Here is a 21,711-nt window from a genome sequence, read left to right as displayed (position 1 = left end):
GGTCGACGCCGACCCCGCCACGGAGCCGGCGCCGGGGCCGGCTCCGGCTCCGTGGCGGGGTCGGCGTCGACCGGGGCCGCGGTGTCCGCGGGCGCCTCGGGCTCGACAGGTGCGCCACTGTCGACAGGCGACTCGCCCTCGCCCGGAGCCTCCGGTTCCACGGACGCGTCGGCTCGCTCCTCGGTCGGCGCGGGTGCCGTCGTGACGGTCGTCGCGGCGGCCATGTCCGGCACCGCCAACGGCGCGAAGGCCAGCAGGAGGGCTGCGGCAGAGGTGGACTTGCTGAGCGGGGGCATTCGGGGCTCCGATCGAAGGGGTCGGTAGCCATCGTATGCAATATGTATTTCACATGCAATGCATTGCTCGGATTCAGGGCCGTCCAGCGCATCCGGATCGCGCACACAGGCCAGATGCGGAAGTATGTGTCGGTGACGATCATGACGGAACGGCCGGTCGACCAGGCATCGAGCAGTGAACCGGAGCAGCCCGGCAACGCCACGGCGAAGCACCGGAACGTCTCGCTGCTCTCCGTGGCGACCACCACTGCGGAGCGTGTGACGACCTCGGCCGACATCGAGGCCAAGCTCCGTGGGGTCCTCCGTCGGCTCCGTCTGCCGATGGGGCTGCTCGAGCGCGTCGCCGGCGTCATCGAGCGCCGCAACTGGGGCGAGGGCCAGACCTTCCAGGACGCCGCGATCGACGCCGGCCGCCGTGCCATGGCCGAGGCCGGTGTCCGTCCGGACGAGATCGGGCTGCTCATCAACACCTCGGTGACCCGTCCGCACCTCGAGCCGTCGGTGGCCGTCCGCCTGCACCACGGTCTCGGGCTGCCGTCGTCCGCCATCAACTTCGACATCGCGAACGCCTGCCTGGGGTTCGTCAACGCCATGAGCGTCGCCGCGGGCATGATCGACTCCGGGCAGATCAAGTACGCGCTCGTCGTCGACGGCGAGGACGCGGACCAGGTGCAGCTCAACACCATCGACCGCCTGAACCAGGGCGGCCGGAACCGCAAGGACTTCATGAGCGAGTTCGCCAGCCTGACCCTCGGGTCCGGTGCCGCGGCGGCCGTGCTCGGCCCGGCGGATCTGCACCCCGAAGGCCACCGGATCGTCGGCGGCGTCACCCGCGCGGCGACCCAGTGGTACGACCTGTGCGTCGGCAGCGTCGACGGCATGTTCACGGACGCGAAGATGCTGCTCAAGGGCGGCATGGAGCTCGTCGTCGCCGCCTGGACCGAGGCCCGAGCCCACTTCGACTGGGCCGACATGGACCGCTACGTGCTGCACCAGGTCTCCGACGTGCACACCAACGCCTTCGTCGAGGCGATCGGCATCCCGCGCGACAAGGTCCCCACCACGTACCAGCGGTTCGGCAACGTCGGCCCCGCGTCGATCCCGATCACCCTCGCCGACGAGGTCGCTTCCGGCGGTATCCGTCGCGGTGACCGCGTGTTCCTGGGCGGCGTCGGTTCCGGCATCAACACGGCGATGATGGAACTCCACTGGTGACGTCCCGGCTGCCCCGCGTCGCCGCGAGCACGGCTCCGGCGACGCAGCCGCCCTTCCTGCCCGGCCTCGACCCGGCCTGGTCGCGTCTGGTCACGGTTCCCGCGTGGTCCGGAGATCGGACGGGAGGCACAGATCGCGCCGCGCGTACCTGGCACCTCCTCGACACGGCCGGGTCCCTGGCCGCGCTCGGCGTGGAACCGATCGGCACGATCCTCTGCGTGCACGGCAACCCGACGTGGTCGTACCTGTGGCGGTCGGTGCTCCGCACCTCGCTCGAGGTCGCGCAGGCCGGCGGACCGGCCTGGCGTGTGGTCGCGGTCGACCAGCTCGACATGGGCTTCTCGGAGCGCACCGGCGTCGAGCGCGGACTGGCGCAGCGCGTCGCGGACCTCGGAGCCCTGACCGACGAACTCGGGCTGACCGGACCGGTCGTCACCCTGGGCCACGACTGGGGTGGTGTGGTGTCGCTCGGTTGGGCGGTAGACCACCCGGACGTCCTGGCCGCCGCGATGACGTGCAACACGGCCGTGCACCAGCCCGACGACGCCCCGATCCCCGCACCGCTGCGGCTCGCCCTCGGCCCGGGGATGCTCGGCCGCGCGACGGTCGTGACCCCGGCGTTCCTCGAGACCACCCTGGCCATCGCGCACCCGAAGCTCGAGCGGGCCGTCGCCGACGGCTACCGGGCGCCCTACCGCGGTGCCGCCCGACGCGGTGGCATCGGCGGGTTCGTCGCGGACATCCCCGTCGACGCCCGGCACCGGAGCGCACCCGAACTCGACCGCATCGCCGCCGGGGTCGCCGCGCTCGACGTGCCGGTGCTCCTGCTCTGGGGTCCGCGCGACCCGGTGTTCCTCGAGCGCTACCTGGACGACCTGACCGAACGCGTGCCGCACGCCGACGTCCACCGGTTCGAGGGCGCCGGGCACCTGCTGCCGGATGACGCCGACGTGGCGGGCGCGGTGTTCGACTGGCTCGGTGACCGCCTGCCGGACGGTGGCCGTCCTGCCCAGGCCCCCACGGGCCTCCAGTCCGACGCCGTGGACCCGGGCCAGTCCGCACCGGCGACCCCGCCGCTCTGGGCACGGCTCGACGAACTGCGCGAGAGCGACGAACCCGCGCTGGTCGAGATGGCCGCCGCCGGTGGCCCCCGCACGATCACGTGGCGGCTGCTCGCCCGACGGGTCGACGAGATCGCCGCAGGACTCGACGACCTGGGCGTCCGGAGCGGCGACCGTGTCTCGCTCCTGGTGACCCCCGGTGCCGACCTGACCGCCGTCCTGTACGCCTGCGTGCGGATCGGGGCGGTCGTCGTCGTCGCGGACGCCGGACTCGGACTCGGCGGCCTGACCCGGGCCGTCCGTGGAGCCCGACCGGACTGGATCATCGGCGCGCTGCCCGGGCTCGGTGCCGCGCGTGCGCTCGGCTGGCCGGGGCGACGCATCGCGACGGTCTCGTTGCCCGCGCCGGCCCGGAAGGCGCTGCGTGTGGAGCACACGCTCGTCGACGTCGCCCGCCGCGGTGCCCGCCGTCTCGCGCACGGCACCGCGCTGCCGGCGGCCCCGTCGCCGGACGCACCCGCGGCCGTGCTCTTCACCTCGGGATCGACCGGGCCGGCGAAGGGCGTCGTGTACACGCACGGGCAGCTCAGTGCCGTCCGGGACGCCCTGGCCACCCAGTACGACGTCGGTGTCGGCACCGGCCTCGTCGCCGGGTTCGCACCGTTCGCGCTGCTCGGCCCGGCCCTCGGGGCACGGTCGGTCGCGCCCGACATGGACGTCACCGCGCCACGCACCCTGACGGCGAAGGCGGTCGCGGCCTCGGTCGCCGCGGCCGACGCCACCGTGGTGTTCCTGTCGCCGGCGGCCCTGGCGAACGTCGTCGCGACCGCGTCGGAACTCACCGACGCCGACCGCCAGGCGCTGCGGGGCGTGCGGCTGTTCCTGTCGGCCGGGGCTCCCGTCTCGGCCGCGCTGCTGACCGCGGCGACCGAGCTGATGCCGAACGCCAGCGCGCACACCCCCTACGGCATGACCGAGGGGCTGCTCATGACGGACGTCGACCTGGACGGGGTCCGTGCCGCCGGCCGGTCCGATGACGAGGGGATCTGCGTCGGGGTGCCGGCAGCGAACGTCCGCGTCCGCATCGCACCGCTCGACGGTTCCGGGCGCTCGACCGGAGCCCTGACGGACGAGCCCGGGATCACCGGCGAGATCGTCGTCGCGGCACCACACGTGCGCGACCACTACGACCGGCTCTGGCGCACCGACCGGGTCTCGCGCCTCGGCGTCGACGACCCGCGCGGGCACCGCACCGGGGACGTCGGGCACCTGGATGCCGCGGGACGGATCTGGGTCGAGGGCCGGCTGCAGCACGTGCTCACCACCCCGGACGGGGTCGTCACGCCGGTGGGGCCGGAGCAGCGGATCGAGGGCGTCGACGGTGTCGGACGTGCCGGGGTCGCGGGCATCGGGCCGATCGGCACCCAGCAGGTGGTGGCCGTCGTCGAGACCGACCCTGCGGTGCGCCGGCCCGGGCTGGCGTCGCCGTCGCTCGCCGCAGCGGTCCGTGCCGCCGCCGGAGTGCCACTCGCCGCGGTGCTCGTCGTGCCCGTGCTGCCGACCGACATCCGGCACAACTCCAAGGTCGACCGCACCCGGCTGTCCCGCTGGGCCGGCTCGGTGCTGTCCGGCGGCCGGATGGTGCGCCCGTGAGCGGCGCGTTCGGCGCGTTCTCGCGCGCTCAGCGACACCTCACGGGCCGTCGGGTGCGTGAGGTGTCGCTGAGCGCGAATCTCCGACCCGTCGCGGTTCGAGACGGCGGCCGGATGGTGCGCCCGTGAAGGTCCTGGTCACCGGGGCCAGCGGGTTCCTCGGGCAGGCCACCGCCGCAGCCGTGCGGGACGCCGGGCACGAGGTCCGGACCTTCCAGCGCCGTCCCTCCGGGGTGTCGGGCGTGCAGGACGTCGCCGGGACGATGACGGACGACGCTGCGATCGCCCGCGCGGTCGACGGGGTCGAGGCGGTCGTGCACCTGGCCGCGAAGGTGTCGCTCGCCGGTGACCCGGCCGACTTCGCCCGGGTCAACGTCGAGGGAACCCGCTCACTGCTGGGGGCAGCCCGCGCCGCCGGCGTCGGGCGCTTCGTCTTCGTGTCGTCGCCGTCGGTCGCGCACACCGGTTCGTCGCTCGTCGGGGCCGACGCCGGTCCGGCCGAACCGTCCCGTGCGCGTGGTGACTACGCCCGCACCAAGGCCGCGGCGGAGCTGCTGGCACTCGGTGCCGACGCCCCGGACTTCGCCGTCGTGGCCGTCCGGCCGCACCTGGTGTGGGGTCCGGGGGACACCCAGCTCGTCGGACGGATCGTCGAGCGGGCCCGAGCCGGACGGCTCCCGCTGCTCGACTCCGGCGCTGCGCTCATCGACACGCTCTACGTCGACAACGCCGCGACGGCCATGGTCGCGGCACTCGAACGCGTCACGGACGACGGCGTGCACGGCAACGCCTACGTGGTCACGAACGGTGAGCCCCGACCCGTCGCCGATCTGCTCGCCGGCATCTGCACAGCGTCCGGCGTCCGGCCCCCGCAGTGGCACGTGCCGGCTGCTGTCGCCCGGGCAGCGGGGTCCGTGGTCGAGGCCGTCTGGCGCGTCCGACCGGGCGAGGACGAGCCGCCGATGACCCGGTTCCTGGCCGAGCAGCTGTCGACCGCGCACTGGTTCGACCAGCGGCGGACCCGGCAGGACCTCGGGTGGACCCCGTCGGTGTCGATCGACGAGGGGCTCGAGCGACTGGCCGCAGCGGCCGCGGTTCAGGCTTCGTCGGCGGCGACGTAGACCCAGGCCGTCCGACCCGAGGCGAGTGTGACCCGCACGCGCTGGTAGTCGGCGACCTCGTACCCGTCGACCGCGCGGAGCTGCCACTCGTACCCGAGAGCCAGGGCCACGCCCTCGACGACGTCGTCAGGAGTGCCGCGGCGCAGGATCGGGTGCTGGTCCGAGCCGCTCGTCCGGATGACGTCCGGGTCGGTGATCGTCACCCGGTCGAGCCGCCAGCCGGGCAGGGAGTCCGGGGTGGTCGGGACGTGCTCGCCGAACAGTGACTCCTGCACGAGGGGCTGCTGGAGCGTGCCGTAGGAGAACACCCGATGGGTCTGGCCGGGCAGGTGCGCGGGTCGCCGGACCGGCTTCGGAGCGATCGTCGGTGTCGAGGTCCAGACGAGTGCACCCGCGAGCCCGGCGAGTCCGAGGTGGAGCAGCCCGACGACGGCGAGGACGCCGCCCCACAGGATGCTGCTGGTGTCACCGGGGCACGCGTACTGCAACCCGTCGTCCTCGGCGTCGACGCAGGTGGCTGCGCCGTTGCCGATCCCGACGGCGATGGCGATGATGCCGACGACGAGGCAGACGAGCGCGAACGCGCCGAGACCGATGACCCAGCGCTGGCCGGGGGAGAGACGCTTCACGTCGCGAGGGTAGCGGACCGGAGGCGCGGCCCACGCGAGCCGATCGGCTCGCGTGGTCCGCGCCTCCGGTCCGGCGACGTCACCCGCAGAACTCCGTCGGCGGCGACTGATCGACCTTGCTCACCCACACCGAGTCCGCCCGGTCGCTGGAGCCGAGCGACGGGCCCCGGAAGCTGACGAACACGCCGTTGATCGTCGTCGTCCAGCCGCCGTAGGGCGAGTCGGACGGCTGGCCGTCGTCGTTGCCGGGCTCCGTGTAGTGGAGGTCGGGGTACGCCGCCCGCAACTCGGCGAGCGTGCTGCCGACCCCGAGCCCCGCAGCCGTCGTCGGCCCCGCCACCTCGTCGGTGTTCATCCCGACCATGACGCTCGCGATCGTGCCGTCGTCCGCCTTCACGACGGTCAGTCCCGCCTTGTCGGGATCGTCGGAGTACCAGAACACGACGTTCGGGTTGAGGCACCCCTGGTCCGCCCTCAATACGCCGGTCAGGTCGTCCGTCTCGGCGGCGTACTCCCCGCCGAGCGCGATGGGCCCCACCTCGCTGCCGGAGATCGTCCACGTGTCCGGATCGGACAGCGAGTACGGCGGCCGGGTCGACGTCGGCGTCGGGGTCGGGGTCGGGTTCGCCGTGGGCGTCGGGCCGCCCACGACCGGGGCCCCGGACGAGGTCTCGGTCGGCGACGGCTCGGGTGTCGTCGTCGCGGTGGGGGCGGGCGCGGTGGTGATCGACGTCGGGATGAGGCCGAGCGCGACCCCGCCGCCCGCAGCACCGAGCAGCAGCACCCCGACGACACCGATCGCGATGCCTGCCCGGCGGCCTCGTCGCTTCGGGCGAGGGGTGGCCCGCTCGAGGACGTTCTGCTTCATCGAGACGAGCATGCGCTGCAGGTCGTCTCCCTGGGGAGGTTCAGTGTTCATCGTGCGTCACCGCCTTCCTGAGTCGTCGGCGGGACCGGGAGACCCGCTGGGTGACCGCCCCGACGCTGAGTCCGAGCAGTTGTGCGGCTTCCGCGTAGGAGTACCCCTGCAGCAGGCAGAGTTCGCAGATCCGGCGGTCGGTCTCCGGCAGCGCGGCGATCTCGGCGCGGACCCAGCGGAGCTGCTCGGATGCTTCGGTGGTGTCAGCGGGGGCGGCGAGGTCGAAGGGGAGCTCGTCGCCGGCGTGCTTCTGGTTGCGCCGTCCCAGGTTCTTGGCGTGGTTGCGGCACACCACCAGCAGCCACGGCAGGAGTGTGCCGGTCGGGAGCTGCAGGCCGTCGGCTCGCTGCCAGAGCGTCAGGAACGTGTCCTGGACCAGCTCTTCGACGTCCTGCTTGCTCCCCGCGATCGCCCAGGCGTAGCGGGTCAGCGTCGGCGCGAACCGGTCGAACGCCGTCGCGAGTGCTGCTCTGTCCCCCGAGGCGAGGCGCCGTGCGAGGCCGGCGTCGTCTTCTGCGGTGTTGTCCACGGTGCTCCCTTCACTACGACAATGTCGTGAAGAGGCCGAACCTGACACGGACACGACGCGAGTCGTCCACGTCGTGATCCATGTGTGATGTGACGGAGGCGTCAGCGGACTCGGCTCGTCAGCCGGTGAAGCGGTTCCAGAGGTCGGCGACGATTGGCCAGACATCACCGGCACGGTCGGCGGACCCGATGGCGACGAGGACGATCGGGACGGTCGTGACGGCGACGGCCACGAGGACGGCGAGCACGACGGCCGAGGCTGCGGTCGCGGTGTGCCGTCGGGTGAAGGCGAGGGCGAGCAGCGCGAGGACGACCAACGACCCCGCGATCGTGACGAGTGCCACCCGCACGAACGGGAACGGCACGAGTCCCGAGGTGGTCGCCGTGACGCCGCCGAGGAACCCGACGAGGGGCAGGAACGCCCCCAACGCCGTGCCGACGACCAGGACCACGCCGATGCCCGAGGCGATCCAGACGCCGCGCGACCGGGGGCGACGGAGCTTCGCCCGGCGGTTCCCGGACCAGGCGGTGGTCACGGCTGTTCTCGGCGGTGCCGTGCTGCGTCGGTCTCGGCCGCAGCGGTCTCGGCCGCGTCGGCGGAATCGGCGGCAGCGGATGCGGCGTCCTCAGCGGCGTCGGCTGCGTCGGCCGCGGCGTCGGCGGCCTGCTCCGACGCCCGGGCGAGCGACTTGGCCGCGGCCTCACGCACGTCCTCCGTGGTGTCGGCGGCGGTCTCGACGACGCGCTTCGTTGCGTCGGCGGTGGCGTCGGCTGCGCGCTTCGTTGCGTCGGCGGTCGCGTCCGCTGTGCGCTTGGTCGCGTCGGCGGTCGCTGCGGCAGCGCGTTTCGTCGCGTCCGCCGTGGTCTCGGCAGCCTGCTCGACGGCGTCGGTCGCGACCTCGGTCGCGCGGCCGAGCGGTGACTGCTCGTCGTCGAAGGGGCCGTGCACGTCGAGGACGCGGACGTCCACGCTCGTCGGGAGCTCGGACAGCTGCCGCGTCGCGGCGGTCACCTGCTTCCGCACCTCGTCGGCGACGTGCAGCACCGGCTCCGGGTAGCTGACGACGATGGAGACCTGCACGCCGAGCGCGCCGTCGTCCTCGTCGACCTGCACGCCGGCGGCGCCGGCGCTCCGGCCGAGCTGCTTGCGGAGCTGGTCGGCTGCACGGGCGGCGATCCCGCCGAGGTGGTGCACACCGGGCACGCCGAGTGCGGTCTCCGCTGCGGTCCGGGCGACGATCGTGACGGTGCTCGCGTCGTCGGGCAACGGCTCCGTGAGCTCCGCGGGCAGCGCCACCTCGGTGACCTGCGTGTGCGCGTTCGGGTCGTGCTGCATGGTTCTCTCCTCGTTCGGGTTCCGCCGGAACGCGTCGGGGCACTCGACTGCGCGAGTGCCCCGACACGGTACGTACGACCTACTTCTTGAAGACGTCCTTGACGTCCTCGCCGGTCTGCTTCGCGCTCGCGGCGGCCTGGTCCTTCTTGCCCTCGGCGACCTTGGAGTCGTCGTTGGTCAGGTTGCCGACGGCTTCCTTCGCCTTGCCGGCGAGGTCCTGTGCGGCGTTCTTGATCTTGTCGTCGAGTCCCATGACGGGTCCTTTCGTCGGTGGGCGGTGCGCCCGGTGGTGTGGTGGTGGGCCGGGAGGCCCGGGGTGCGTCCGGCTGACGAGTGTCAGTGGACGCGGGTCGACTTCGCGAGCGCGGAGCGGGTACCGCCGGTCAGGTGCACGAGCACCGGGACCGGACGGCCGAGGGTGCGGTCGAGGACCGCGACGGCTCGGTCGACGGCGTCGAGCACGGTGACGGCGTCCCCGCCGCGGCGGACCGCGACACGGATCCGTGCGGCGCGCTGCCGGCGGACGAGGTAGGTGTCGACACGGGAGCCGACCACGTCGCGGACACCCGCGAGTTCGTGCTCGAGGACGTCCCGGACGAGTGCGACGTTGATCGTGACGGCGTCGTCGCCCGAGTGCTCCCGGACGGCGACGGACGTGCCGCCACCACCGCGGGTGAAGACCCACACGAGCGACAGGACGATCACGAGGGCCGCGGCCCCGGCGACGATCCACAGCGCGGACGCGGGCACGTCGAGGCTGCGGGGGAGGTCGACGTACGGCTTGACGGCGTCCTGGACGGCGGGCAGCACACCCGCGCCCATCGCGATCCCGACGACGACGGCGACGAGGCCGAGGACGAACAGGATGATCCGGTTGAGGGTCCGGTTGCTCTTGGTCATGCCAGGGTTCCCTTCTCCTCGACCCGGACGCGGACGCGTCGGCCGAAGCGCTCGTCGAGGCCGCTCAGGCGCTCCACGACGGCGGTGCGGACGCTCGCCTCGTCGACCGGCACACCGGTGACGGGGACGATCCGGACCTCGGTGGAACGGCCACGGGCGGTGGCGGAGGCGTTCCCCTCGGGGACACCGGCCGCCATGCCGGCGGCGTTGGCCGCGGTGGAGGCGAGGATGCGGGCGTCGATGACGACGGCACCACGCTCGTGATCGACGACCGAACGGTGCTGGCGGCCGGGCTTGAGTGCCAGGACGACCAGCACGACGCCGAGGACGACGAGCACACCCGCGATGACCTCGACGATGGTGACGAACGCAGCGTCCGGGCGGAGCGCCGTGTCGACCACGGTCTGGGGGTCGGCGACGAGCGGCGGGCGGCCGATGGCGCTGAGCACCGACTCGGTGCCGATCCAGGCGGCCACCAGGGCGAGCACCACGAGGGCCACCGCCACTGCGGTGGAGCGGGAGCGGTGCACGCTCCGACGACGGATGCGTCGTTCGACGGAACCGTTGCTCATGATGGCCTCCTAGCGGGCACGGGACTCGTGCTCGCGCACGATCCCGGTGAGTTCGATGTGGGCACTGCCGACGCGGCGTCCGGTCAGGTCGCTCACGCGGCCCTTGACCTGGTCCGCGATCCGGATCGACCCCGAGACGATGTCGTCGCTCGCGGCGATCGGCCCGGTGATGTCGAGCGACAGTGCTCCCGACGCGTCGCCGAGTCCGACGCGCACCCGCTTGGCGGGGGCGCCGAGCCCTTCGGCTGCGACGGCCCGCGCCAGCGAGGTGAGCGCGCGTGCGGTGATCTCGACGCGGCCCGGGACGTCCGGGCCGGCGTTCACCGGGAGCTCCGGCGTCCGGTCAGCACGTCGGTCAGGGCACCGCGGTCGATGCGACCGGTGGCGAGGGCGGCCACGAGGGCCCCGATCGCACCGAACACGATCACGAGCACGAAGCCCCAGAACCCGAACTGCAGTGCCACGACGGCGAGGACTGCGCCGATGAGGGCGCCGATCAGCGTGTTGCTCATGCGACTCGGGCTTCCTTCTTCTCGTCGTCGTTGTCGTCGTCGTCACCCGGGATGTAGACGTCCTGGACGGTCACGTTGACCTCGGCGACCTCCATGCCGACGATCTGCTCGAGGGCACGGGCGACACCGGAACGGACGCCGTCGGCGACCTGCTGGAGCGACACCGGGTACTCGGCGACGATCACGATGTCCGCGGCGACCTGCTTCTCGCCGACCTCGACCTTGACGCCCTGACCGAAGTCGCGCTGGCCGATGGCGTCGCGGAGGGCGCCGATGGCACGGGCTGCGCCGTTGCCGAGGGAGTGCACGCCGTTGACCTCGCGGGCGGCGATGCCGGCGACCTTCGACACGACGGTGTCGTCGATGACGGTCTTGCCGGTGACGCCGCTGGTGCCGGCGTGCGAGGTGGCACGGGTCGCCGTGGTGGCCGGGGTGGGGGTGATGGTGTCAGCCATGTTCGTTCCTTCCGTTGACCCGCCGGGCGTTCCCAGCGGTTGCTGTTCACGGATGAGACGGGCTGTGGAAGAGATTCGTCACACACGACTTCTCGGATTCGGGTGGTGTCCAGGCATCCCCGGAAATCCGCGGATCTGCGTGTACCCCCGGGCTGTTCCGTCGGGCCGTTCAGCCGTTTCCGGCCGCGTCGTTGCGCTCGGCTGCGGCCCGCATGGCACGGACGCAGGCCATCGGGGACTCGCCGCGCTCCTCGCGGAAGAGCTGCTGCAGGCGTCGGGGGAGCACCCCGGCGGCGGCCGCGATGTCGTCGAGCGTGAGCGGGTCGTCGAGGTGCTGTTCGATGTACGACACCGCACGGCGGACACGCCACGACGCCTTGCCGGCCTCCGGCTGCGCAGCCAGCGACGCGCGTTTCGTCACGGCGGGGTCCTCGCCGAACCGGTCGCGGTAGGTCTCGGCGAAACGGCCCGGGTTGGTGAAGCCCCAGCGGCGGGCGATCGCGGCGATGCCGGAGGACACGAGCGGACAGTCCGCCGGGGCGACCGGGCCAACCCGGTCCGCGCGGAGCAGCTCCTCGCGGACACGGTCCAGGCGGTGGTCGCGGAGGAACCGGTGCGGGGTGGTGTCGAGTGTCCGGGCGAAGACGTCCTGCAGCCCGCGCTGGCTCAGTCCGCACGCGGCGGCGATCGTGGGGACCGAGGGGCGTTCGGCGGCGTGCAGCTCGATGAACCGGATCGCGTCGCGGAGCCGGTTCGCCACGGGCACGTCGTCACCCCGGTTGCGGATGGGGAACGTGTCGAGGATGACGACGGCCAGCCGGCGGTTCAGGGCGGTCCGCATCGGTCCGAGCACGCGGTCGTCGACCAGGGCCGGCCCGAGTTCACGGATCAGGTGCCGCAGCGGTTCGCGCCGGGCGACGACCTCGTCCTGCTGGTCGAACAGCAGTGGGCCGTCGGGCAGGCGGTAGCCGAGGTCACGGCCGACACTGCGCAGGAACCGGTCGGACACGTGCACGCCGTTGTAGACCGTGCCGTCGGACTCGAACCGGTAGGCCTCGGACGCCGAGGCGATGTACGGGCTGCCCGGCTCGACGACGCGGGTGCGGTCGGCGAAGTGCATCTCGAGCCGGCCCTTGGTCAGCCAGAACACCACGTGGTCGTCCCGCACGCCGATGACCCCGCCCCGCCGGCCGCCCTCGGCACGCATGGTGCGCAGCGACAGGTCGTCGTCGCCCACGACCGTGTACTCGTACCGGGTGTCGTCGGTGGCGAAGGTCTCGGATGCGAAGTCCGAGCCGCCGTACTCGGCCTCGAAGATCTCGGAGTAGTCGGAGCCCGCACCGTCGGAGAACCGCAGCCGGCGGAATCCGTTCGTCGTCGAGGGGTCCATGCGCCGATCATGCCACCGGTTGCGCTCGGACGAGATCGGAATACCCTAGGGGGGTACCGTATTGAGAACGGTGGAGGCGGACATGCACGAACACGTCGGGTACATCGGCGACAAGGACGACCTGCTCAAGCGACTCCGTCGCGCCGAGGGGCAGGTGCGCGGCATCGCGCGGATGGTCGAGGACGAGACGTACTGCATCGACGTCCTGACCCAGATCTCGGCGGCGAACCGGGCGCTCGAACGCGTCGCGCTGTCGCTGCTCGAGGACCACCTGGCGCACTGCGTCGCCGAGGCCGTCGCCGAGGGCGGGGACGCCGCCGACGAGAAGGTGCGCGAGGCCAGCCAGGCGATCGCCCGGCTCGTCCGCTCCTGACCCTGACGACCACCACCGAGAAGGAGACACCATGACCACCGAAACGCTGCTCGTCGAGGGCATGACCTGCGACCACTGCGTGATGAGCGTCACCGAGGAACTCACCGAGGTCGACGGGGTGTCGGGCGTCGACGTCCGACTCGTCCCCGGCGGATCGTCCGAGGTCACCGTCAGCTCCGCGGCACCCGTCGACGCGGACGCGCTCCGCGCCGCCGTCGCCGAGGCGGGGTACGAGGTCGTGCGCTCGTGACCGACCGCACCGTCGAACTCGACATCACCGGGATGACCTGCGCCTCGTGCGCGAACCGCATCGAGCGGAAGCTCGGCAAGCTGCCCGGGGTCACCGCCACCGTCAACTACGCCACCGAGAAGGCGCAGGTGCAGGTCGCCGCGGACGGTACCGCCGACCCCGAGGCGCTCATCGCCGCGGTGGAGTCGGCCGGGTACGGCGCCACGGTGCCCGCCCCGCCCGCCACTGCTGACGCCGACCCCGCGGTGGACGAGGACCCGACCGGCCCGCTGCGCCGGCGCCTGGTCGTGTCCGCCGTGCTCGCGGTGCCCGTCGTGGTGCTCTCGATGGTGCCGGCCCTGCAGTTCCCGAACTGGCAGTGGCTCGCCCTGACGCTCGCCGCGCCCGTCGCGGTCTGGGGCGCGCTCCCGTTCCACCGTGCCGCGTGGGTCAACGCCCGGCACGGTGCCGCCACCATGGACACCCTGGTGAGCGTCGGCGTCCTCGCTGCCTTCGGGTGGTCGCTGTACGCCCTGTTCTTCGGCGACGCCGGCACGACCGGCATGCACATGACGTTCTCGTGGTTCGCCACGGACCCCGAGGCCGCCGACCTGTACCTCGAGGTCGCGACGGCCGTGACGGTGTTCATCCTCGCCGGCCGGTACATGGAGGCCCGCGCGAAGACGCAGTCCGGCGCCGCGCTCCGGGCACTGCTCGAACTCGGTGCGAAGGACGCCACCGTCCTGCGTGACGGCGGCGAACACCGCGTGCCCGCCTCGTCCCTCGTCGTGGGTGACGTCGTCGTGGTGCGACCCGGCGAACGGATCCCGAGCGACGGTCTGGTGCAGGACGGCTCCTCGGCCGTCGACCTCAGCATGCTCACCGGTGAGTCCGTGCCGGTCGAGGTCGGTCCGGGCGACCGGGTCACCGGCGCGACGATCAACGTCGGCGGCCGGCTCGTCGTCGCGATCACCCGCGTCGGCGCCGACACCGAGCTCGCCCGGATGGGTCGCCTGGTCGAGGACGCCCAGACCGGCAAGGCCGAGGTGCAGCGCCTGGCCGACCGCGTGTCGGGGGTCTTCGTGCCGATCGTCATCGCGCTCGCCGTGCTGGCCTTCGTCGGCTGGCTCGTGTTCGGCGGCTCGGTCACCGCGGCCTTCACCGCGGCCGTCGCCACCCTGATCATCGCCTGCCCGTGCGCCCTCGGGCTCGCCACCCCCACCGCCCTGCTGGTCGGGACCGGCCGAGGCTCCCAGCTCGGCATCCTGATCGGCGGTCCGCAGGTGCTCGAGCGCACCCGCGGCGTCGACACCGTCGTGCTCGACAAGACCGGCACCGTCACCACGGGGTCGATGACCCTGCGGTCGGTCACCGCCGTCGACGAGACCGAGGACACCGTGCTCCGGCTCGCCGCCGCGGTCGAGGACGGCTCCGAACACCCCGTCGCCCGTGCCGTCACCACCGCGGCCCGTGTCCGAGGCGTCGACCTGCCCGAGGCCGAGCAGTTCACCGCGACCGCCGGCGCCGGTGTGCAGGCCGTCGTGGACGGCGACGTCGTCCTGGTCGGCACGACCCGCTGGCTCGCCGACTCGTGGTCGATCACCCTGCCCCCGGTGCTGTCCGACGCCGTCGACCGCGCCGAGGCCGACGGGGGCACGGCGGTCGTCGTCGCCCGGAACGGCACGGCCCTCGGTGTGGTCGTCGTCGGCGACACGGTGAAGCCCGAGGCTGCCGACGCGATCGCCCGCTTCCGGGCGCTCGGCCTGCACCCGGTGCTGCTCACCGGCGACAACGACGGTGCCGCACGTGCGGTCGCCGCCCGGGTCGGCATCGACGAGGTGCACGCTCGCGCGACCCCGGCGTCGAAGCTCGAGACCGTCCGCCGACTGCAGTCCGAGGGGCGGAGCGTCGCGATGGTCGGCGACGGCGTGAACGACGCAGCGGCGCTGGCCGCGGCCGACCTCGGCATCGCCATGGGGGCCGGCACCGATGCGGCCATCGCGGCGAGCGACATCACGGTGGTGAGCGGCCGGCTCACCGTGGTCGCCGACGCCATCCGGTTGTCGCGCGCGACGCTCGGCGTCATCAAGGGCAACCTGTTCTGGGCGTTCGCGTACAACGTCGCGGCGATCCCGCTCGCGATGGCGGGGCTGCTCAACCCGGTGCTCGCGGGTGCGGCGATGGCGTTCTCGTCGGTCTTCGTCGTGACGAACAGCCTGCGGCTGCGTCGGTTCGCGGCGCAGCCGTGAACCCGGCGAGCCGGCCGCAGCCGTGAACCCGGCGAGCCGGCCGCAGCCGTGAACGCGACCGGCCGGGAGGCGTGACGCGCGCAGCGAACGCGAGCCGCGCCTCCCGGCCGACTGTGCGCACCACCTGCCGGAGCGCACTACGCTCGAAGACGGTCCGCGACGCAGCGCTGCGTGACCCGCGGGCTGTACGTCTTGAACGTGATCCCCAGGAGGACCGAAGTGACCGAATCCGCTCCCGTCGACCCCACATCGACCGAAGGCTGGAAGAAGCTCGACAGCATCGCTGCCGGCTTCACCCCGGACCTGCGAGGGTGGTTCGACAGCGACCCCGGTCGTGCCGAGCAGTACACCTTCCAGGCGGCCGACCTGACCGTCGACCTGTCCAAGGGCCTGGTGACCGACGAGATCCTCGCCGCGCTGCTGCAGGTCGCGAAGGACACCGGCGTCGCCGAACGCTTCCAGGCGATGCTCGCCGGTGAGCACATCAACGTCACCGAGGACCGCGCCGTGCTGCACACCGCGCTCCGCCGCCCGAAGGCGACCGAGGGCCTCGTGCCGGCGGCACCCCTGACCGTCGACGGCCAGGACGTCGACGCCGACGTGCACGCCACGCTCGACAAGGTCTACGGCTTCGCCGAGCAGGTCCGCAGCGGCGCCTGGACCGGTGTCACCGGCAAGCGCATCGAGACCGTCGTCAACATCGGCATCGGTGGTTCCGACCTCGGCCCGGTCATGGTCTACGAGGCACTCAAGCCCTACGTCCAGCCCGGCCTCGAGGCACGCTTCGTCTCGAACATCGACCCGGCGGACATCTACGAGAAGACCGCGGACCTGGACCCCGAGACCACGCTCTTCATCGTCGCGTCGAAGACCTTCGGCACGCTCGAGACCCTGACGAACGCGCGCCTCGCCCGCCAGTGGCTGTGGGAGAAGCTCGGCCTGACCGACGCGGCCGACGACGAGAAGAAGAACGCCGTCGCGAAGCACTTCGTCGCCGTCTCCACCGCGCTCGACAAGGTCGAGGCGTTCGGTATCGACCCCGAGAACGCCTTCGGCTTCTGGGACTGGGTGGGCGGCCGCTACTCGGTCGACTCGGCCATCGGCACGAGCGTCGTGATCGCCATCGGCAAGGAGAACTGGGAGCAGTTCCTCGCCGGTTTCCACGCCATCGACGAGCACGTCCGCACCACGCCGCTCGAGCAGAACGTCCCCGTCCTGATGGGCCTGCTCAACGTCTGGTACACGAACTTCCTCGGAGCGCAGAGCCACGCGGTCCTGCCGTACACGCAGTACCTGCACCGCTTCGCCGCGTACCTGCAGCAGCTCACGATGGAGTCGAACGGCAAGCGCGTGCGCTGGGACGGCTCGCCCGTCACCACCGAGACCGGCGAGGTCTTCTGGGGTGAGCCCGGCACGAACGGCCAGCACGCGTTCTACCAGCTCATCCACCAGGGCACCCGCCTGATCCCGGCCGACTTCATCACGGTCGCCAACCCGGCCCGTCCGCTGAAGGACGAGACCGGCGACGGCAAGGGTGTCGCGCCCGGCACTGACGTGCACACGCTGTTCCTGGCGAACTTCTTCGCGCAGACCAAGGCGCTCGCGTTCGGCAAGAGCGCCGACGAGGTCCGCGCCGAGGGCACCACGGACGAAGGCATCGTCGCGGCGCGCACGTTCCCCGGCAACAAGCCGACCACGTCGATCATCGCGCCGGAGCTCACCCCGAGCGTCCTCGGCCAGCTCATCGCCCTGTACGAGCACATCGTGTTCACCGAGGGCACGATCTGGGGCATCGACTCGTTCGACCAGTGGGGTGTTGAGCTCGGCAAGCAGCTGGCGCTGCAGGTCACGCCGGCCGTCGAGGGCGACCAGGCCGCGCTCGACGCGCAGGACCCGTCGACCAAGGCGCTCATCGCGAAGTACCTGGAGCTGCGGAAGTAGCGCACGCCCCCAATTGACGGACGGGAGGCCCGTGGCGGATCCGCCACGGGCCTCCCGTCCGTTTGTGTGCGTGCGCTTGCCGCGGGGCGGACGCCGGGCCGGTTTCGCGGTCAGCGACACCTCACGCGCGCGCTGGCCCGTGAGGTGTCGCCCAGCGCGAAACTCGCCTGCCGCCGCGCCCCGTCACCGCGCCGGACGGTCCGCCGGTGTCGGTCGGAGCGGCTACGGTCGAGGGCATGGAGCGTTCGGAGATCCTCGCCGCGGCTGCCGCCGCGCACGCCGCCCGCATCGCCGCGGCCGGTGGTGACGACGTCGCAGCGCGTGAACGGGCCGACAGCGTCCGACGACGGGCCGACGGGCTCACCGACCGGTACGACACCGTCGAGGGCACGGACGGCGAGTCCGACGCCCGCGACGCCGCGCGCCGACGCGCAGGCGAGGCGGACCGCGCGGCCTCGCGCACCGAGGGCGTGCTGTCGGACTGGCACCGGATGGGTACCCGTCGTGGCGTCACCCCCGACGCCCAGGTCCGCACGGCCTGGACCGTGACCGGGGTCCCCGAGCGCGGTGACGCCCGAGCGCTCGCGAACGTGCTGCTCTCCACCGCGGGGCACGCCGGACGCGTCGCCGACGCCGCCCGACGCAACCCCGCCCTGTCCGGTGCCGCGAGCGCCGCCGCCCGACGGACCGTGCGCCGCTACACCGACCACGGTGCCGACATGGCCTCGTTGGGGGACGTCCTGGGCGAGGGCCCCGTCGACGACGAGCGCTGAACCTGATCCGCAGATTGGACCGCTCCCGTCCTCATCAGGCCTTCTGTGGACCGATCCAAAAGACCTGACGACAGAATGTCCAATTGACAGGACATGGAATCGGGTTACGATCGGTCCACGCGATGAAGCGCGATCACCGACGAAGGAGTCACCGAATGGTCGACATCAAACCGACAGCCCCGACTGTCGCACTGCCCCCGTTGGGGACCGGGCCGCACCGCCGACGACTCGGCGTGCTGGCCCTCGTCGCCACGTTCGGCGGGTTGCTCTTCGGGTACGACACCGGTGTCATCAACGGTGCCCTGAACCCGATGAAGGCGGAGCTCGGCCTCACGAACTTCACCGAGGGCGTGGTCACCAGCTCGCTGCTCTTCGGCGCCGCGATCGGCGCCATGCTAGGCGGCCGCATCGCCGACGGCTGGGGGCGTCGCAAGACCATCATCCTGCTCGCCGTCACGTTCTTCGTCGGCACGCTGATCTGCGTGTTCGCGCCGACGTTCGAGGTCATCGTCGTCGGTCGTGTGCTCCTCGGCCTCGCGGTGGGTGGCGCGTCCACGGTGGTGCCGGTGTTCCTCGCCGAACTCGCGCCGTACGAGATCCGCGGGTCGCTGTCCGGCCGCAACGAGCTCATGATCGTGATCGGTCAGCTCGCCGCGTTCGTGGTCAACGCGATCATCGGCAACGTGTGGGGTGAGGGCAACGGCGTGTGGCGCGTCATGCTGGCCGTCTGTGCGCTCCCCGCGATCGCGCTGTTCGTCGGGATGCTCCGGGTGCCGGAGTCGCCGCGGTGGCTCGCGTCGAAGGACCGCTACGACGAGGCGCTCTCGGTCCTCGAGCAGGTCCGGACCACCGATCGGGCCCGTGCCGAGCTCGACGACATCAAGCGGAGCAACGACCTCGAAGCGAAGGTCGAGCGCGTCAGCGGTTGGCACACGCTGCGCGGGAACAAGTGGCTCATCCGCATCGTGCTCATCGGTGCCGGGCTCGGCGTCGCGCAGCAGCTCACCGGCATCAACTCGATCATGTACTACGGCCAGACCGTGCTCATCGAGTCCGGGTTCCAGGCGTCGGCAGCCCTCATCGCGAACATCGCCCCCGGCGTGATCGCCGTGGTCGGTGGCGTCATCGCGCTGTACAACATGGAGAAGATCAACCGCCGCACGACGCTGATCCTCGGGTTCACGCTGACGACGATCTGCCACTTCCTCATCGGCATCGCGTCGGTGGCGCTGCCCGAGGGCAACCCGGCCCGCCCGTGGGTCATCCTGTTCCTGGTCGTCGCGTTCGTCGGCTCGATGCAGACCTTCCTCAACATCGCGGTCTGGGTCGTGCTGTCCGAGATCTTCCCGACCCAGATCCGTGCGCTCGGCATGGGCATCTCGGTCTTCTGCCTCTGGATCGCGAACGCGTTCCTCGGGCTGTACTTCCCGACGATCGTCGCAGCGACCGGCATCACCGGGACCTTCTTCGGGTTCGGGGTCGTCGGACTGCTGGCGCTGCTCTTCATCTGGAAGTTCGTGCCGGAGAGCCGCGGTCGCACCCTCGAAGAGGTCGAAGAGGGCGTCACCACCGGCAACATCTTCACCGTCCCCGTGAAGGCGTCGCGCCGCTAGTCCGCACCACGCCGCACCGAGTGCGCAGGAGACGTCGGGTCGCCCCAGGGTGCCCGACGTCTCCTGTTCTGCGTGTCCGGAGGACCTTGGCGCGTCCGCACCGCCCGGTTCCTACACTCGACCCGTGCATCCCCTCCTCCTCGCGACCGGGGCCGGCCTGGCTTCCGGCCTCGCCCTCGTCGTCGGCGCCGCGATCGCCTGGTTCGTCCGCGTGCCACGGACCGTGGTCGCCACGATCACCGCCTTCGGCGCCGGCGTCCTCATCTCCGCGCTCTCCTTCGACCTCGTCGCCGAGGCCACCCGGTCCGGCACGTTCTGGACGGCGATGGCCGGGTTCCTGGGCGGCGCGGTCGTCTACGTCGGCCTCGACGTGCTGCTGGAACGGCGCGGCGCGCGGAAGAAGCGCAGCGGGGCCGGGTCGCCCGGCTCCGGCACCGGGCTCGGCATCGCCCTCGGCGCGTTGCTCGACGGCATCCCGGAGACGGCGGTGCAGGGCGTCGGGCTCGCCGCGGGCGGATCGCTCTCGATCGCGGTCCTCGCGGCCGTCGTCATCTCGAACCTGCCGGAGGGACTCTCCAGCACGTCGGACATGAAGGAGAACGGCCGGGGAGCACGGTACGTGTTCTCCGTCTGGGGTGGCATCGCCCTGGCCTGCGCCCTGTCGGCGCTCGGCGGGTACGCCATCCTCGGGCAGGCACCCGCCGGCGTGCAGAGCGCCGTGACCGCGGTCGCCGCCGGAGCGATCCTGGCGATGCTCGCCGACACCATGCTGCCGGAGGCGTTCCGGAAGACCGGCCCGTGGACGGGACTCATCGCGGTCGTCGGGTTCTTCGCCGCCTACGGCATCCACGTGGTCGGCGGCTGACGCGCGACCTGACGACCGACGCGCGTTCCGGCAGTGGACGCGGGGAGGACGGACGGGAAGCCCGTGGCGGTGTCGCCACGGGCCTCCCGTCCGTCTTGCTGGTCGCGCTACGGGCGCAGGAGCACCTTGCCGACGCGGCCGGCGGTGTCGCTGGCGCGCACGGCGTCACGGACCTGCTCGAAGGCGAAGGTCTCGGCGACGGGGAGCGTCAGCGAGCCGTCGAGCACGCGGGTGATGAGCTCACCGAAGAGCTGCCCCTTCGTCTCGCCCGGCATCGTCTTGCTGACGACGGAGCCCCAGAAGCCCTTCACGGTGAGCTGGCCGAAGATGACCTTGCCCGACGGGATCTCGAGCGTCGGCGACGCCATCGCGCCGAAGACGACGAGGGTGGCGTTCTCGCCCAGCACGGACGCGATGTCACCGGCGGCCTTGCCACCGACCGACTCGACGCCGGCGATGATCGGTGCACCACCGGTGATCGCGGCGACCTGGTCCTGCCAGTCGTCGGCGTCGGTGGCGACGATGCGCTCGATGCCCTGCTCGCGGAGCTCGTCGACACCGGCGGCGCGACGGACGAGTCCGATCACGTTGATGCCGCGGGCGGCACCGAGCTGGGCCACCATGCGACCGACCGCACCGTTGGCGGCGTTCTGGATGATCCAGTCGCCCTCGTGCAGGTCGAGCGAGTGCAGCAGGCTGATGGCGCTGAACGGCATCGAGACGAGCTGGGCGGCGGCCTCGTCGGTCATCGCGTCCGGCACCGGGACGAGCCCCGCGGCGTTCGCGGTGTAGTACTCGGCCCAGACGCCGAAGGCACCGCCGGCGACGCGCTGGCCGACCTGCAGGTTCGTGACGCCCTCGCCGAGTGCCTCGACGACGCCGAGTGCCTCGGTGCCCGAGGCGGCGGGGAGCTCCGGCTTGAAGCCGTAGGTGCCGCGGACGGTCCACAGGTCGTGGTTGTGGATGGGGGAGAGGACCGTGCGGACGAGGACCTCGCCGGCGCCGGGCGTCGGTACGGGGCGCTCCTGCACCTCGAGGACGTCGGCGGGCTCGGCGAACGTCTCGTGGACGACGGCGCGCAT

At 72.2% G+C, this 21,711-nt stretch carries 23 protein-coding genes and 1 pseudogene; 10 read left to right on the top strand and 14 right to left on the bottom strand.

Annotated features, from left to right (window positions below; translation table 11 throughout):
• A pseudogene (locus DEJ00_RS18735) lies at window positions 1–296 on the bottom strand (hypothetical protein); the annotation flags it as partial.
• A 141-nt stretch (window positions 297–437) separates the two neighbouring features.
• Here DEJ00_RS18735 and DEJ00_RS16255 point away from each other — a divergent pair.
• The 3 genes from DEJ00_RS16255 (at window position 438) to DEJ00_RS16245 (ending at window position 5,345) form a co-directional block, all read left to right on the top strand.
• Entirely contained in the window at window positions 438–1,511 is a 1,074-nt protein-coding gene (locus DEJ00_RS16255) for a 3-oxoacyl-ACP synthase III (RefSeq protein ID WP_042537701.1), read from the top strand.
• The gene (locus DEJ00_RS16250) at window positions 1,508–4,225 is read left to right on the top strand and encodes an alpha/beta fold hydrolase (protein ID WP_258373716.1); all 2,718 of its coding nucleotides are present in this window, start codon (window positions 1,508–1,510) and stop codon (window positions 4,223–4,225) included. The genes DEJ00_RS16255 and DEJ00_RS16250 overlap by 4 nt, the downstream gene beginning before the upstream one ends.
• A 124-nt stretch (window positions 4,226–4,349) precedes the next feature.
• Window positions 4,350–5,345 (top strand): NAD(P)-dependent oxidoreductase, encoded by a 996-nt coding sequence (locus DEJ00_RS16245; protein WP_111058064.1) that lies wholly within the window; start codon window positions 4,350–4,352, stop codon window positions 5,343–5,345.
• Here DEJ00_RS16245 and DEJ00_RS18865 read toward each other — a convergent pair.
• The 12 genes from DEJ00_RS18865 to DEJ00_RS16185 all read right to left on the bottom strand — a co-directional run bounded on the left by DEJ00_RS18865 (window position 5,321) and on the right by DEJ00_RS16185 (window position 12,586).
• A complete protein-coding gene (locus DEJ00_RS18865) occupies window positions 5,321–5,974 on the bottom strand; it encodes a gamma-glutamylcyclotransferase family protein (protein ID WP_258373715.1) in 654 nt (217 codons plus the stop codon). The genes DEJ00_RS16245 and DEJ00_RS18865 overlap by 25 nt on opposite strands.
• A 79-nt stretch (window positions 5,975–6,053) precedes the next feature.
• Window positions 6,054–6,893, bottom strand: a complete 840-nt coding sequence (locus DEJ00_RS16235) for a hypothetical protein (RefSeq protein WP_146247995.1) — start codon at window positions 6,891–6,893, stop codon at window positions 6,054–6,056.
• Window positions 6,883–7,422, bottom strand: a complete 540-nt coding sequence (locus DEJ00_RS16230; protein ID WP_110860933.1) for an RNA polymerase sigma factor — start codon at window positions 7,420–7,422, stop codon at window positions 6,883–6,885. The genes DEJ00_RS16235 and DEJ00_RS16230 overlap by 11 nt, the downstream gene beginning before the upstream one ends.
• A 118-nt stretch (window positions 7,423–7,540) precedes the next feature.
• On the bottom strand, window positions 7,541–7,957 hold the full coding sequence (locus DEJ00_RS16225) for an MFS transporter permease (RefSeq protein WP_111058061.1): 417 nt from the start codon (window positions 7,955–7,957) through the stop codon (window positions 7,541–7,543).
• Entirely contained in the window at window positions 7,954–8,757 is an 804-nt protein-coding gene (locus tag DEJ00_RS16220; RefSeq protein ID WP_111058060.1) for an Asp23/Gls24 family envelope stress response protein, read from the bottom strand. Before DEJ00_RS16220 ends, DEJ00_RS16225 begins: the two co-directional genes overlap by 4 nt.
• Window positions 8,758–8,836: 79 nt before the next feature.
• Window positions 8,837–9,010, bottom strand: coding sequence for a CsbD family protein (locus DEJ00_RS16215; protein ID WP_071246087.1), 174 nt, complete (start codon window positions 9,008–9,010; stop codon window positions 8,837–8,839).
• Window positions 9,011–9,093: 83 nt separating this feature from the next.
• A complete protein-coding gene (locus DEJ00_RS16210) occupies window positions 9,094–9,657 on the bottom strand; it encodes a hypothetical protein (RefSeq protein WP_111058059.1) in 564 nt (187 codons plus the stop codon).
• Window positions 9,654–10,229 carry a DUF6286 domain-containing protein gene (locus DEJ00_RS16205; RefSeq protein ID WP_111058058.1) on the bottom strand — a complete coding sequence of 192 codons (576 nt, stop codon included), beginning with the start codon at window positions 10,227–10,229 and terminating at the stop codon, window positions 9,654–9,656. The genes DEJ00_RS16210 and DEJ00_RS16205 overlap by 4 nt, the downstream gene beginning before the upstream one ends.
• Window positions 10,230–10,238: 9 nt before the next feature.
• Window positions 10,239–10,553 carry a hypothetical protein gene (locus DEJ00_RS16200; protein WP_017885411.1) on the bottom strand — a complete coding sequence of 105 codons (315 nt, stop codon included), beginning with the start codon at window positions 10,551–10,553 and terminating at the stop codon, window positions 10,239–10,241.
• Window positions 10,550–10,741, bottom strand: coding sequence for a DUF2273 domain-containing protein (locus DEJ00_RS16195; protein ID WP_017885412.1), 192 nt, complete (start codon window positions 10,739–10,741; stop codon window positions 10,550–10,552). Before DEJ00_RS16195 ends, DEJ00_RS16200 begins: the two co-directional genes overlap by 4 nt.
• Window positions 10,738–11,196 carry an Asp23/Gls24 family envelope stress response protein gene (locus tag DEJ00_RS16190; protein WP_027465999.1) on the bottom strand — a complete coding sequence of 153 codons (459 nt, stop codon included), beginning with the start codon at window positions 11,194–11,196 and terminating at the stop codon, window positions 10,738–10,740. The genes DEJ00_RS16195 and DEJ00_RS16190 overlap by 4 nt, the downstream gene beginning before the upstream one ends.
• Before the next feature lie 169 nt (window positions 11,197–11,365).
• A complete protein-coding gene (locus DEJ00_RS16185; protein WP_111058057.1) occupies window positions 11,366–12,586 on the bottom strand; it encodes a helix-turn-helix domain-containing protein in 1,221 nt (406 codons plus the stop codon).
• 82 nt (window positions 12,587–12,668) lie between these two features.
• On the opposite strand from DEJ00_RS16185, the gene DEJ00_RS16180 reads away from it, so the two are divergent.
• From DEJ00_RS16180 to DEJ00_RS16150, 7 genes are all read left to right on the top strand, one after another.
• Window positions 12,669–12,959: a metal-sensitive transcriptional regulator gene (locus DEJ00_RS16180; protein WP_027466001.1), complete on the top strand. Its 291-nt coding sequence runs from the start codon at window positions 12,669–12,671 to the stop codon at window positions 12,957–12,959.
• A gap of 31 nt (window positions 12,960–12,990) precedes the next feature.
• Complete coding sequence (locus DEJ00_RS16175) at window positions 12,991–13,209, top strand: heavy-metal-associated domain-containing protein (RefSeq protein ID WP_027466002.1); 219 nt, start codon at window positions 12,991–12,993, stop codon at window positions 13,207–13,209.
• Complete coding sequence (locus tag DEJ00_RS16170) at window positions 13,206–15,437, top strand: cation-translocating P-type ATPase (protein WP_111058056.1); 2,232 nt, start codon at window positions 13,206–13,208, stop codon at window positions 15,435–15,437. The genes DEJ00_RS16175 and DEJ00_RS16170 overlap by 4 nt, the downstream gene beginning before the upstream one ends.
• 219 nt (window positions 15,438–15,656) lie before the next feature.
• Window positions 15,657–17,378: a glucose-6-phosphate isomerase gene (gene pgi / locus DEJ00_RS16165; RefSeq protein WP_071246100.1), complete on the top strand. Its 1,722-nt coding sequence runs from the start codon at window positions 15,657–15,659 to the stop codon at window positions 17,376–17,378.
• 236 nt (window positions 17,379–17,614) lie between these two features.
• Entirely contained in the window at window positions 17,615–18,151 is a 537-nt protein-coding gene (locus tag DEJ00_RS16160) for a hypothetical protein (RefSeq protein WP_111058055.1), read from the top strand.
• 155 nt (window positions 18,152–18,306) lie between these two features.
• Entirely contained in the window at window positions 18,307–19,764 is a 1,458-nt protein-coding gene (locus DEJ00_RS16155) for a sugar porter family MFS transporter (protein ID WP_111047300.1), read from the top strand.
• Window positions 19,765–19,888: 124 nt separating this feature from the next.
• Window positions 19,889–20,629: a ZIP family metal transporter gene (locus tag DEJ00_RS16150; RefSeq protein WP_111058054.1), complete on the top strand. Its 741-nt coding sequence runs from the start codon at window positions 19,889–19,891 to the stop codon at window positions 20,627–20,629.
• A 107-nt stretch (window positions 20,630–20,736) separates the two neighbouring features.
• On the opposite strand, the gene DEJ00_RS16145 is transcribed toward DEJ00_RS16150, so the two are convergent.
• Entirely contained in the window at window positions 20,737–21,711 is a 975-nt protein-coding gene (locus DEJ00_RS16145) for a zinc-binding dehydrogenase (RefSeq protein ID WP_071247110.1), read from the bottom strand.

Source organism: Curtobacterium sp. MCLR17_039, assembly GCF_003234745.1.
GTDB lineage: Bacteria > Actinomycetota > Actinomycetes > Actinomycetales > Microbacteriaceae > Curtobacterium > Curtobacterium flaccumfaciens.
The sequence above is the reverse complement of the archived record's forward strand: the minus strand, read 5'-3'. Positions and strand labels throughout refer to the sequence as shown.